Origin of the sequence: Pseudomonas sp. LJDD11 (assembly GCF_024584215.1) — a bacterium.
GTDB lineage: Bacteria > Pseudomonadota > Gammaproteobacteria > Pseudomonadales > Pseudomonadaceae > Aquipseudomonas.
On sequence record NZ_JANJFL010000007.1, the window covers coordinates 99606 to 112393 of the forward strand.

The window sequence follows — 12788 nt, forward strand, 5'->3', positions numbered from 1 at the left end:
CAGGTTTTGGCGTAGCGTGCGCCTGACCGGTGAATTGAATATGACGTCAAGATGGCGTTAACGTGACAGCCGCCGGATTGCCGACCTGTCTGTTACTCAGCCACGCGGTCGTTGTGCCCCAGGTCGCGTTGCGGATCGATCTGGTCACGCACCCGTTGCTTGAGTACCTTGGCTTCCGGGAAGCCTCCATCGGCCTTGCGCTCCCAGATTTGTACATCGGCGCAGGTGATGCGAAATATCCCGCCCGTACCCGGTTCCAGACAGACCCGGCCAAGATCATCGCCAAAGGTACTGAGCAACTCCTGCGCCAGCCAGGCTGCACGCAACAGCCATTGGCACTGACTGCAATAGGTGATGACGATTTCGGCTTTAACGGTGCTCATCGAGGCAAGTCCCTGGCGATGGATTGGAGAGCATCATGATACGCCGTCTGGTTGTTTGTAACCGGCCCAACAACCTTCAACTGCGCAATCAATGACCCGGGATTTGCGCCCCACAGCCCATTGCTGTGCTCCACACCCTTTAACTTCGAGGCTTTCAGTGATGCGCAACACCCTGCGCAGCAAGATGCAATGGCTTGCCCGAAGCTTGTTCATTTTCTGTCCAGCCACTCACCACGAAAAACCACAACCCATTGATAAAAAACAAAATTCTGTATTCGGCACAGTTCTTGGTTTGTCCGCCTGACGCCGCCGAACCGGCGCACATCTGCGACCCCGGTCAGCGCAAGGAGATCTGCCATGTCCGCCGCCCCCCAACAGCACGTTTTTACCCTCACCCTGCCCGGCCAGCATGATTTTCAGGTGCTGGCCTTTCAGGGCCGCGAAGCGCTGAACGAGCCGTTTCGCTTCGATATCCAGCTGGTCAGCGAACGCCAGGATCTGGATCTGCAAGCCTTTCTGCATCGCCCGGCGTTCCTGCAACTGAGCGCCGAGGGCGGTGGTATTCATGGTCAGGTCGAGCGCATCGCCCAGGGTGATCGCGGTCAGCGGCTCAGCCACTACCAATTGAGCCTGCGCCCGCGCCTGGCCAATCTCGCTTACCGCAGCAACCAGCGAATATTCCAGAACAAGAGCGTGCAGGAGATCATCATCCTGCTGCTCAAGGAGCACGGCATCCTTGCCGATGCCTGGCGCTTTCATGTGCACAAGCCGTACCCGCCCCGCGAGTACTGCGTGCAGTATCAGGAGTCGGACCTGCAGTTCATCCAGCGCCTGTGCGAAGAAGAAGGCTTGCACTATCACTTTGAACATAGCCGGCAAGGCCACGTGCTGGTGTTTGGCGACGACCAGACGTTCTTCCCGCGGCTGGCGCCCCAGCGCTACAACCCCAACACCTCGATGGTCGCCACGACGCCGGTGGTCAAGCGCTTCAAACTGCGCCTGGAAACCCGCAGCAACCGTACCGCCCGGCGTGACTGGAGTTTCACAATCCCACGGGTGCATTTGCACAGCGAGGCCAGCAGTGACGCCCCGCTCGACCTTGAAGACTATGTCTACCCGGCACGCTTCAGCCACCGCGAGCACGGCCAGTTGCTTGCTACCCGCGCTCTGGAACGCCATCGCCATGACCATCAGCTGGCCGAGGGTCACAGTGACCAGCCGCAACTGGTCAGCGGCCATTTTCTGCCCCTGACCGAACACCCGCGTGAGGTCTGGAATGAGTTGTGGTTGCTGACCGAGATCCAGCACGAAGGCCATCAGCCGCAAGTGCTTGAAGAAGCCGGTGAACCGGCGGCGCTGTCCCATGGCGAATTCAGCCAGGGCTACCGCAACCGCTTTCTGGCCACCCCGTCGCAGGCGCTGTACCGTCCGCCGTTGCGCCATCGCAAACCACGGGTACTGGGCAGCCAGACCGCTATTGTCACCGGGCCCGCCGGGCAGGAGATTCACTGTGACCCGCATGGCCGGGTCAAGGTGCGCTTTCATTGGGACCGCGAGCGTCAAAACGACGAGCACTCCAGTTGCTGGATGCGCGTGGCCAGTGGCTGGGCCGGCAGCCACTACGGTGCGGTCAGTTTGCCCAGGGTCGGTACCGAAGTGCTGGTGACCTTTATTGAAGGCGACCCGGACCAACCCTTGGTCAGCGGCTGTCTGTACCACACCGACCAGCCACATCCCTATCCACTGCCCGAACACAAGACCCGCAGTGTGTTCAAGAGCATGAGCAGCCCAGGCGGTGGCGGCTTCAATGAAGTGCGCATCGACGACCGCCAGGGTCAGGAGCAGATCTTCGTCCATGCCCAACGTGACTGGGACCAGCGCATCGGCCACGACCAGAGAGTTCATGTTGGCAACGAACGCCACGAGCGGGTCGAAGCCACCAGCTACTCACACCTGTTGGCCGATGAGCACACCACTATCGATGCCGACCGACGCACGCAGGTCCAGGCCAATGATCACTTGAGCGTCGGCATGACCCAGCATGTGCGGCTGGGCGTCGCGCAGTTGGTCGAGGCCGGTCGGGAAATTCATCTCAAGGCCGGCAGCAGGCTGGTTCTCGACGGCGGTCAGCAAATCACCCTCAAGGCCGGCGGACACTTCATCAGCATCAATGCCGCTGGCATCACCATGAGCACCCTGCCCCTGCCTGACCCGCTGGGGATGGCCGCCGACGGCAGCCCCGCCCAACCTCTGCTGCCAGGCCCTCTGGACGCTGCCGCGAGCAGTGAACCACCGCCGTTGCGGGTAGCAGCCCAGCAGTTGACGTTCAAGCGCAGCGCCCGTTGCGAGCCATGCGAGCAAGCCGCGCGCAAGGCCAAGCCATGAACCTGACGCACTACCTGCTGGTCGACGGCCTGCTCATGCCTGACGCGCTCAGGCAGCTACACGGCCGCCAGGAAAACCTCGACATCGAACCGCTGTACCTCGGCACCCGCTGGGCCGACTTCCAGGCCCAAGGCCCGATCCTGGTACAGGCCAGTGCATCACTCAGGGACGCATGGCCGAGCGATCCACACTGGCAGTCCTGTGCGAGCCTGCTGGCCAGTGGCGCAGCACTGCTGGAGATTGCCAACCACCTGCGCCACTTCATCTGCCCGCCGGACGCGTTGGGCAATGCCAGCTTGCTGCGCTTCTCTGATCCGGTGGTGATGCATCACTGGCTGAGCAGTTTCGCTGCCGGGCAACTGGACCTTACGCTGGGTCCGATTGATGAGCTGCGGGTCGCAGAGCCCCGGCAACCCTGGCAGGCCGCCAAAGGTATCGCCGCATTCCGTGTAACCGGCGAGCGCCAGCCCTGGGCAGTCGGTTTCGCCCTGCAAGGTGCGCAGCAGCTCGAAGCCTTCGAACAGGCAACCGTGTTTGTCTTTCAACAACGCCTGTACAACTGGCTGCTTGGCGAGTATCCCACCGCCTTTGCCGGGCAAAGCCCCAACCAGATCGATCACTGGCTGGAGCAGTCACTGAGCAGTGGCCGTGAATGGGGGCTGATCACCGAGTTTGGTTTTGCGACCTGGGCCAGATACCGCCTGGCGCTGGGTGAAGACTTCGTAACCGCGCCCGATGGCGTCTGGCAGCAGTGGCTCCGGCAACAGACCGCACCCCGTTGTACCTCACCTGAACAACAGCTGGACGACTTCGATCTGCATCACAACAGCCTGACAGCCAGCCTCAGCGGGCATTAGCCACCCGCCGCAACGCGGTCAAGGTCTGATCTACTGCGGCACCGTGCTCGCCGGCCTTGACTCCCAGCAAACCCAGCAACCGGGCCCGGATTGCCTGGAAGCCAGGCTGACCGCTGTCACGCTGGCGCGGCAGGTCGATATGGATCTGGTCGGCGATTTTGCCGTGAGCCAGCACAATGACCCGGTCGGCCAGCAAGATGGCTTCATCCACGTCATGCGTCACCAGCAGCACCGCCGGGGTGTGTTTGCGCCATAGATCAATGATCAATTGGTGCATGCGGATGCGGGTCAGTGCATCAAGGGCGGCGAAGGGTTCATCGAGCAATAGCAGTTGCGGTTCGCGCACCAGGGCACGGGCCAGAGCAACCCGCTGGGCTTCACCACCGGACAGCGTCGCCGGAAAGGCATTGATGCGATGCGCCAGGCCAACCTCGGTCAGCGCTGCCTCGGCGCGGGCCTTGGCATCAATGCTGCGCAGGCCAAGGGTGACGTTTTTCCAGGCGCGTTTCCAAGGCATCAGCCGCGGTTCCTGAAACACCGCAGCGCGGGCCTTGGGCACCCGCAACTCGCCACCTTCGATACTGTCGAGCCCGGCCAGGCTGCGCAGCAAGGTGGTCTTGCCCGAACCACTGGCACCCAGCAAGGCGACGAATTCGCCGGGGGCAATGTCCAGTTGCAGATTGTCGATCACCCGCTGTTCGCCGAACTGGCGCACTACCTTACGCAGTTGGACGGCGGCAGGCGGCTGGTGCTCGGCACTGGAGCGGGCAGCGACGGGTTCCTGCAGGTCGAGAGCGTTCATGTTCAGGTCCTCAAGAAGGTCGGACGCCAGGCCAGTGCATAGCGTTCCAGAGTGCGGATGATGCCGTCGATCAACAGGCCCAGAACGCTGTAGATCAACAGGCAGATGACAATCACATCAGTGCGCATGAAATCGCGGGCATCACTGGCCAGGTACCCGATGCCGGCGGTGGTGTTGATCTGCTCGACAAACACCAGGGCCAACCACGAGATGCCCAGCGAGTATCGCAGGCCGACAAAGAACGAAGGCAGCGCGCCCGGCAGAATCACATGCCAGATCAGTTCGCGGCGGCTCAGGCCCAGGGTATTGGCCGCCTCGATCAGTTTGGGGTCGATATTGCGGATACCGGAAAACAGATTCAGATACACCGGAAACGTGGTGCCGGTGACGATCAGCGCCACCTTGGTGAATTCGCCAATCCCGAACCAGAGAATGAACAACGGCACCAGCGCCAGGGATGGAATGGTGCGCAGCATCTGCATGGGTGAGTCGAGAATCACTTCACCCTGTTTCGACAACCCGGTGAACAGCGCCGCCGCCACGCCAATTGCCACACCGATGCCCAAGCCGAGCAAGGCACGTTGCAAAGATACCCATAAGTGCCCGGCCAGTTCGCCGGAACTGATCATCTCCCACAGCGTGCCACCTATCTGCGAAGGCGCAGCGATTACCCGGCCAGGCAACAGGCCCGTCTGGGAGGCCAGTTCCCAGAGCAGCAATAACGCCAGCGGGCTGAGCAGGCGCACCACGAATGCCGGAACCGTCCAACGGCGCGCATCCGGTTTGCCAGCCGTGTGGGCCGGGTCAGGCTTGCTGATGGTTAGATAGCCGGCGGCGGCAGGCTCAAAGGCTTTTTCAGGCATGGGCAGCTTCCTTGGTAGTCACTCGGACGACACACATCCGAGTGGAGCAAGGCCCATGCTAGGCGCATAAGAAACGTCGGTGAAATTCTATTTAGCGATAACCTAATGTTTAAATTTTCTGATTATCGCCATTTATATAATGCAGATTTTTTATACAAAGCCGGTTCAGGCTGCGGCTGACACCTGCTTGAGCGAATGGGCTACCAGATTGCCAAACGCGTCGACCGGCGCTTGCAGATTGCCCAGAAAGCGCGGGTAAACCAGCCACAGGTCCATCACCGGCTTGAAGTCCTTGAGGTTGACCACCGCCAGTTGCTCACGGTGGGCACTGCGCTCCAGCAACGGCCGTGGCACCAGACCCAGCCCCATGCCATCGGCAACCAGCCCCAGTTGCAACTCAGTGCCGAAGGTTTCCAGGTTGACCTTCAGGCCCAGCCCCTGGTCAGACAAGGTGCGTTGCAAGCCGGCACGAAAACCGCAGCCGTCAGGGTTGAGCACCCAGCCCTGCTGGTAACAGTCAGCCAGTTTGACGGTCTTTTTCGGCGCCGATTCGCGAGCGCAGACCACCACCAGCTCGACCTTGCCGATCGACTGGCCAAGGATGTTGTCCGGAAAAATCTTGCCGGCCGGAAACAGTGCAGCTGCGGCATCCAGCTCGCCGTTCTCGATCTTGCCGATCAGGTGGCTGCCCCAACCGGTCACCACTTGGGCACGCAGCTCGGGAAACTCGCCGCGCAATTGCTTGAGAGCGTCGAGCAACACCACATCGCCGATGGTCTGCGGCACGCCGAGACGCAACTGGCCGCTGGGCGGTGTATCGCTGGCCACCAGCTCGCGCAGGGCGTCCATCTCACGCAGGATCGCCAGGCACTTCTGATAGACCTGATGCCCCATGGGGGTGGGTTTGAGCGGTTTGGTATTGCGGTCGAACAGCTCGACCCCAAGCGCCTGCTCGAAATTCTGCACGCGCCGGGTAATGGCCGGCTGGGTCAGTTGCAAGGACTCAGCCGCGTGGCTGATCGACTGACAGCGGATCACTGCAACGAAAGCATCGATATCATCAATTTTCATTCGAACCGCACATAAAGGCATAAAAGGAACATAGGCAAAAAGCATAGTGCCATTCGCGCTTTCTGGAAAGTCCGATAACGTGCCGAACACGCGGCGTGGCGGGTCCCGGACGAACCGATGCATATGCAAGGTCGCAACGACAAAACAGCTTATAAAGAGCTTTTGGTTATATTCTAATCATAAAAAAATAGCATATTAAGTACAGCTATTATGTTTATATCCAGCCATGCCTCACCACCGCCTGGAATGGATATGTCACACACGCCTCATCCCGAAAGACTCCGTGCCTTTATCGGTGCGCTGGCCGAACTGATCGACGGCAATCCGCACGAGAGCGACCTGCTGCATCGCGGTGGCCAGTTGTTGTCGCAACTGGTCAGCTTCGATGACTGGCTGCCCGACGAATTTGCCATCCCGGACCCCACCCGCTACCAGCAGTTTCTGCTGCACGCCGATTCAAGGCAGCGCTTTTCCATCGTCAGTTTTGTCTGGGGACCGGGCCAGAGCACACCGATCCACGACCACCGGGTCTGGGGTCTGATCGGCATGTTGCGCGGCGCCGAGTACTCACAAGGCTTCGTGCGCAGCGCCGATGGCCGGCTGGAACGTGAAGGCCCGGCCATCCGCCTGGAGCCTGGTCAGGTCGAAGCCCTTTCGCCACGCAGCAACGATGTGCATCAGGTCAGCAATGCCTTTGCTGACCAGGTGTCGATCAGCATTCACGTTTACGGCGCCAACATCGGTGCGGTGCGGCGTGCGGTGTACCTCGACGACGGCACCGAGAAGCCGTTCATTTCCGGGTATTCAAACGCCTTTCTACCCAACATCTGGGATCTGTCAAAAGAAGCGAGCCAAGCACGATGACTACACAAGCAACCCGTTCCTATACCGATATTCGCCAGGCGCTGCTGGACCGGCAAGAACTGGCCCTGGTCGACGTGCGTGAAGAAGCTCCGTTCGCCGAGTCGCATCCGCTGTTCGCGGTCAACATCCCGCTGTCCAAGCTGGAGCTGGAAGTGCTGGCGCGGATTCCGCGCAAGGACACCCCGGTGACCGTCTACGACAACGGCGAAGGCCTGGCGCAGCGTGCCGTGCAGCGCTTTGTCGAGCTGGGCTACAGTGACGTGAAACTGCTCGAAGGCGGCCTGGCCGGCTGGGGCGCGGCGGGCGGTGAGTTGTTCATCGACGTCAACGTGCCAAGCAAGGCGTTTGGCGAACTGGTCGAGCACCATCGCGGCACACCGTCGCTGGCCGCCGAAGAGGTCAAGGCGCTGCTCGATGCCAAGGCCGACGTGGTGGTACTCGATGCCCGCCGCTTCGACGAATACCAGACCATGAGCATCCCGACCGGGATCAGTGTGCCCGGCGCCGAGCTGGTGCTGCGCGCCCGCGAACTGGCACCCGACCCGAGCACCCGGATCATCGTCAACTGCGCCGGTCGCACCCGCAGCATCATCGGCACCCAGTCGCTGGTCAACGCCGGCCTGCCCAACCCGATCAGCGCCCTGCGCAACGGCACCATCGGCTGGCTGCTGGCCGGCCAGACCCTGGACCATGGTCAGGCCCGGCGCTTTGCCCAGGTCAGTGAACAAACCCGCCAGAGCGCCAGCGCCGACGCCCGCCAGGTCGCCGACAAGGCCCGGGTCCAGCGGGCCAGCCTGGCTGACCTGCAGCGTTTCCAGGCAGAGGCCGCGCGCACCACTTACCTGTTCGACGTGCGCACCCCGGAAGAATTTGCCAAGGGCCACGTGCCCGGCGCACGCTCGACACCGGGCGGGCAACTGGTGCAGGAAACCGATCACTTCGCCAGCGTACGCGGCGCGCGCATTGTGCTGGCCGATGACGACGGCGTGCGCGCCAACATGTCAGCTTCATGGCTCGCGCAACTGGGCTGGGAAGTCTACGTGCTGGACGACTTGCAGCCGGCTGATTTCAGTGCCAGCGGCGAGTGGGACGCCCCCTCCCCGCCAACCCCGCAGGTCGAGCAGATCAGCCCCGAGACCCTGGCCCAGTGGCAGGCTCAGGGCAACGTCGCGGTCCTGGATTTCACCGCCAGCGCCAACTATGTCAAACAGCATATCCCCGGCGCCTGGTGGACATTGCGCGCCGATCTGGCCAACGCCCTGGCAAAGATCCCGAGTGCCGAACGCTATGTGCTGACCTGTGGCAGCAGCAAGCTGGCGCGCCTGGCCGTGGCCCAGGTCGAGGCGCTGACCGGCAAGCCGGTGTTCCTGCTTGAGGGCGGCACCGCCAGCTGGATCAAGGCCGGCCAGCCGCTGGAACACGGCGAAACCCGGCTGGCTTCAGCGCGCACCGACCGCTATCGCCGCCCGTATGAAGGCACCGACGCCCCCCGTGAGGCGATGCAGGCCTACCTGGACTGGGAATATGGCCTGGTGGAGCAACTGGGTCGTGACGGCACCCATGGGTTTTATGTGATCTGAACCGCAGACAGCCGCTCCTACGGCGCCCGGCCGGTCCATGCAGGTCCAGCCGGCCCTCTCATTTTCAGGAGAATTTTTCATGAGCAAGCAAGGTCATCTCAAGCAGCGTCATCTGAAACTGGGCGCCATGGTTCATGGTGTCGGTCATGGTTGGGGCGAGTGGCGCCATCCGGACGCGCTGGCTGATGCCAGCGTCAACTTCGGTTTTTACAAGCAGCAGACCCGCCTGGCTGAAGCCGCCAAATTCGACTTCGTGTTCATCGCCGACAGCCTGCACATTCACGAAAAATCCAGCCCGCATTACCTCAACCGTTTCGAGCCGTTGACCGTCTTGTCGGCACTGGCGGCCACCACCGAACATATCGGTCTGGTGGCGACGGTGACAGTGAGCTACACCGAGCCCTTCCAGGTCGCCCGGCAATTTGCTTCTCTGGATCACATCAGCGGCGGTCGCGCCGGCTGGAACATCGTGACCTCCTGGCTGAGCGGCACCGCCGATAACTTCGGCAAAAGCGAACACCCGCCGCATGCCGTGCGCTATCGCATCGCCAAGGAGCACGTTTCGGTGGTGCGTGGCCTGTGGGACTCCTGGGAAGACGACGCCTTTATCCGCAACAAACAGAGCGGCGAATTCTTTGCCCCCGACAAGCTGCATGCACTCAATCACCAGGGCGAGTTCTTCAAGGTCAAAGGTCCGCTGAACATTGCCCGTTCGCGTCAAGGCCAGCCGGTACTGTTCCAGGCCGGCACCAGCGAAGACGGGCGTAACTTCGCCGCCGAGTATTCCGACGCGATCTTCGTCCATGTCGAGTCGCTGCAGGACGGCATTGCCTATTCGGCAGACCTGAAAAAGCGCGCTGCCAGCTTTGGCCGTGACCCGCAGACACTGTCGATTTTGCCGGGCATCCGCCCGATCGTCGGCCGTGACGAGGCCGAAGTGGAGGCGCGTTTCCAGCAGGCCGTAGAACTGGTCAGCATCGAGGATGCCATCGTGGCTTTGGGCCGCCCGTTCAACGACCACGACTTTACTCAGTACCCCCTCGACGAGCCGTTCCCGGAACTCGGCGACCTGGGCGCCAACAGCCAGAAAGGCGGTTCCGACCGGATCAAGCGACTGGCCAGAGAACAGCAGTTGAGCCTGCGCGAAGTGGCGTTGTGGTTCTCCCGGCCGAACCGGGATTTCGTCGGCACCCCGGAGCACGTCGCCGACGCCCTGCAGACCTGGTTCGAACAGGGCGCGGCCGACGGTTTCATCATCAATTCGCTGCTGCCCGATGGCCTGCAGTATTTCACTGAACTGGTGGTGCCGATCCTGCAACAGCGTGGCCTGTTGCGCACCGAGTACAGCGGCGCCACCCTGCGCGAGCATTTCGGCCTGGCCAAACCGGCCAACCGTTACAGCGCAGCAACCCGCCCCGAGGACGCCGTCGCATGAGCCAGTCACTCAACCAACAACTGGCCGACCTGCACGCCGAGCGGGTCGCCAGCTGGGCGCCTGAAGCCCTGCAAATCAACATCAACCAGCGCCAGTTGCTGGTCGATACCGCCGACACCGAACGCTTCGTCAAAGCCGGTGATCACATCGGGCCGTTCGAACTGCTCAAGGTCGAAGGCGGTGTCCTGAGCCGCGACCAGTTGCTGGCCGAAGGCCCGGCGGTACTGGTGTTCTTCCGCTTTGCCGGCTGCCCGGCCTGCAATCTGGCCATCCCGCATTACGATCGCCAACTGGCGGCGGCGCTCAAGGCCAGGGGCGTACCGTTGGTGGCGGTCAGCCCACAGGTGCCTGAGCGTCTGATCGAGATCAAGCACCGACATAACCTGACCCTGCAAGTCGCCAGCGACAAGGACAACGTCCTGGCCAGGCGGCTGGGGATTCTCTACAGCTTCGACGAGGCTTCGCGCCAGGCGGCATTAAGCAAGGGCACCTCGATTGGCGAGGTCACCGGCACCGGCACCTGGGAGCTGCCACAGCCCACCGTGGTGGTGCTCGACCGCGAAGCGCGGGTGGTGTTTGCCCAGGTCAGCCCCGACTGGCTGGTGCGTGCCGAAGCCGAACCCATCCTGCAAGCCGTCGAGCTGGCCCTGACCGCAGCGACGGTCTGAGCGGCCTGATAGCCGGCGGCCGCCACTGAAAAGGAATCACACATGAGCCTCACAAGTCTTCGTCAGCCTGTTGACGAACCAGAGTCGGCGGCAGCGTTCAGCGCCAGGCTGGCCGATATCAGCGCCCTGCTGGCCAGCACCGCCGAGCACTATGACCAAAGCGGCGAGTTTCCGCACGAGAACTTCCGCGTGCTGCACGAGCACGACCTGCTGGGTCTGACCGTGCCTGTTGAATTGGGCGGCGGCGGTGCCGACCTGCCCAAGGCGCTGGAGGTGATCAAGGCGGTGGCCAAAGGCGAGCCGTCCACGGCGCTGATTCTGGTCATGCAGTACATCCAGCACGCACGCCTGCAAGACAGCCTGCAGTGGCCGGAACACCTGCGCAAAAAAGTCGCCCTGGACGCCGTGCACAACGGTGCGTTGATCAACGCCCTGCGCGTCGAGCCCGACCTTGGCACGCCGGCGCGTGGCGGCCTGCCGGCAACCATCGCCCGGCGTACGGCGCAAGGCTGGCGCATCAGCGGGCGCAAGATCTATTCCACCGGCAGCCACGGCCTGACCTGGTTCGGCGTCTGGGGCCGCAGTGACGATCAAGACCCGCTGGTCGGTACTTATCTGGTGCACAAGGACACCCCGGGCATTCGCATCGTCGAAGACTGGGACCACTTGGGCATGCGCGCCACCAGCAGCCATGAGGTGATCTTTGAAGATGTGCTGATTCCGCTGGAACAAGCGGTCAGCGTCAGCCCCTGGAGCAACATCCGCGCCGAACTGGACCCGGCCGGGATGCTGTGGATGTCGGTGCTGCTCTCGGCGGTCTACGACGGTGTCGCGCACGCTGCGCGTGACTGGCTGGTGGCGTGGCTGGAGCAGCGCAAGCCATCCAACCTCGGCGCCTCACTGGCCACCCTGCCGCGCTTTCAGGAGGCGGTCGGGCACATCGATACGCTGCTGTTCGCCAACCACAATCTGCTGCATTCGGCCGCCCACGGCCAGGTGCCCAGCCAGCATGCCGCACAGATCAAATACCTGGTCACCAACAATGCCCAGCGTGCTGTGGAAATCGCCCTGGAGGCCAGCGGCAATCCTGGGCTGTCACGCAGTAACCCATTGCAACGCCACTACCGTAACGTGCTGTGCGCCAGGGTCCACACGCCGCAAAACGACACCGTGCTGCAAGGCATCGGCAAGGCCGTGTTCAGTGCCCGCAGCGCCCCTTAAGGGCAGCTCTGAGCGCCTGCAAGCCCTTAATAGAACCTCTGATAGCAACGGGGCATCTGCCATGAAGCAGGTGCTCCGTTTTCGCATATGGCACCTTGAAATCATGCACCGAATCACCTGTCAACCGGGGCAGAAGTACTCCAATGCAACACTTTCTTTCCAAATAGCGCCACCTGACCAGAGTCCCGGACCACGACCCTTAAGCCAATTTCCTAGACACAGCCACTGCAAATGACTAAACGCGGATTCGACCGTCCCTGCCAAGTCGTTGCGGCAGAAGGCATTAGGCTGACTGCTCAGTCAAGTCTTCCGGTGACCGAGGCTAATAAGTCCCCCCATGACCCGCTGGTCGGATTAGGGGTTGCCCCGATATTGACGTCAAATTGCCATCGCTATGATCCCCGGACTTTCAGGTAATCGAATGGATGCGAGGATGTTGATTTATCTTGCTTTCTGGGTAGGCCTCGCACTCAGTGCCACTGGACTCGCATTGAGCCAGAACCTGGTCATCATCGCCGGCCTGCTGATCATTGCCTGCGCCACCGTGGTGGTGCAACTGCGCAAACCCGCCCCGGTTGCAGATCCGGTTGTCCCCACAGAACCCGGCACCCCCTCGCCAGCGCCTGACGTGCCGGCCCTGCTGCACACCGTGGTGCCCA

The 12788-nt window shown here is 62.1% G+C and carries 12 protein-coding genes; 8 read left to right on the forward strand and 4 right to left on the reverse strand.

Annotated features, from left to right (window positions below; translation table 11 throughout):
- Positions 1-92: 92 nt before the first annotated feature.
- Positions 93-383, reverse strand: a complete 291-nt coding sequence (locus tag NRB16_RS10945; protein ID WP_045481630.1) for a SelT/SelW/SelH family protein — start codon at positions 381-383, stop codon at positions 93-95.
- A gap of 160 nt (positions 384-543) precedes the next feature.
- Here NRB16_RS10945 and NRB16_RS10950 point away from each other — a divergent pair, with 160 nt between their 5' ends.
- From NRB16_RS10950 to NRB16_RS10960, 3 genes are read left to right on the forward strand one after another with little or no spacing between them, the layout of a single operon-like run.
- The gene (locus NRB16_RS10950; RefSeq protein WP_257106142.1) at positions 544-687 is read left to right on the forward strand and encodes a hypothetical protein; all 144 of its coding nucleotides are present in this window, start codon (positions 544-546) and stop codon (positions 685-687) included.
- 53 nt (positions 688-740) lie between these two features.
- Complete coding sequence (tssI, locus tag NRB16_RS10955) at positions 741-2768, forward strand: type VI secretion system tip protein TssI/VgrG (RefSeq protein WP_253116760.1); 2028 nt, start codon at positions 741-743, stop codon at positions 2766-2768.
- Positions 2765-3625, forward strand: a complete 861-nt coding sequence (locus NRB16_RS10960; protein ID WP_257106143.1) for a DUF4123 domain-containing protein — start codon at positions 2765-2767, stop codon at positions 3623-3625. The genes tssI and NRB16_RS10960 overlap by 4 nt, the downstream gene beginning before the upstream one ends.
- Here NRB16_RS10960 and NRB16_RS10965 read toward each other — a convergent pair.
- The 3 genes from NRB16_RS10965 to NRB16_RS10975 all read right to left on the reverse strand — a co-directional run bounded on the left by NRB16_RS10965 (position 3612) and on the right by NRB16_RS10975 (position 6361).
- Positions 3612-4427, reverse strand: coding sequence for an ABC transporter ATP-binding protein (locus tag NRB16_RS10965; RefSeq protein ID WP_253116756.1), 816 nt, complete (start codon positions 4425-4427; stop codon positions 3612-3614). The genes NRB16_RS10960 and NRB16_RS10965 overlap by 14 nt on opposite strands.
- Before the next feature lie 2 nt (positions 4428-4429).
- Positions 4430-5290, reverse strand: coding sequence for an ABC transporter permease (locus NRB16_RS10970; protein ID WP_045481641.1), 861 nt, complete (start codon positions 5288-5290; stop codon positions 4430-4432).
- A 165-nt stretch (positions 5291-5455) separates the two neighbouring features.
- Positions 5456-6361 (reverse strand): LysR family transcriptional regulator, encoded by a 906-nt coding sequence (locus NRB16_RS10975; protein ID WP_045481645.1) that lies wholly within the window; start codon positions 6359-6361, stop codon positions 5456-5458.
- A 252-nt stretch (positions 6362-6613) separates the two neighbouring features.
- Here NRB16_RS10975 and NRB16_RS10980 point away from each other — a divergent pair, with 252 nt between their 5' ends.
- The 5 genes from NRB16_RS10980 (at position 6614) to NRB16_RS11000 (ending at position 12129) form a co-directional block, all read left to right on the forward strand.
- Positions 6614-7225, forward strand: a complete 612-nt coding sequence (locus tag NRB16_RS10980) for a cysteine dioxygenase (protein ID WP_045481648.1) — start codon at positions 6614-6616, stop codon at positions 7223-7225.
- Positions 7222-8805 carry a rhodanese homology domain-containing protein gene (locus NRB16_RS10985; protein WP_257106144.1) on the forward strand — a complete coding sequence of 528 codons (1584 nt, stop codon included), beginning with the start codon at positions 7222-7224 and terminating at the stop codon, positions 8803-8805. Before NRB16_RS10980 ends, NRB16_RS10985 begins: the two co-directional genes overlap by 4 nt.
- 79 nt (positions 8806-8884) lie before the next feature.
- Complete coding sequence (locus tag NRB16_RS10990) at positions 8885-10240, forward strand: LLM class flavin-dependent oxidoreductase (protein WP_257106145.1); 1356 nt, start codon at positions 8885-8887, stop codon at positions 10238-10240.
- The gene (locus NRB16_RS10995; RefSeq protein WP_257106146.1) at positions 10237-10908 is read left to right on the forward strand and encodes a peroxiredoxin-like family protein; all 672 of its coding nucleotides are present in this window, start codon (positions 10237-10239) and stop codon (positions 10906-10908) included. The genes NRB16_RS10990 and NRB16_RS10995 overlap by 4 nt, the downstream gene beginning before the upstream one ends.
- A 42-nt stretch (positions 10909-10950) precedes the next feature.
- The gene (locus tag NRB16_RS11000) at positions 10951-12129 is read left to right on the forward strand and encodes an acyl-CoA dehydrogenase family protein (RefSeq protein WP_253141197.1); all 1179 of its coding nucleotides are present in this window, start codon (positions 10951-10953) and stop codon (positions 12127-12129) included.
- Positions 12130-12788 lie beyond the last annotated feature (659 nt).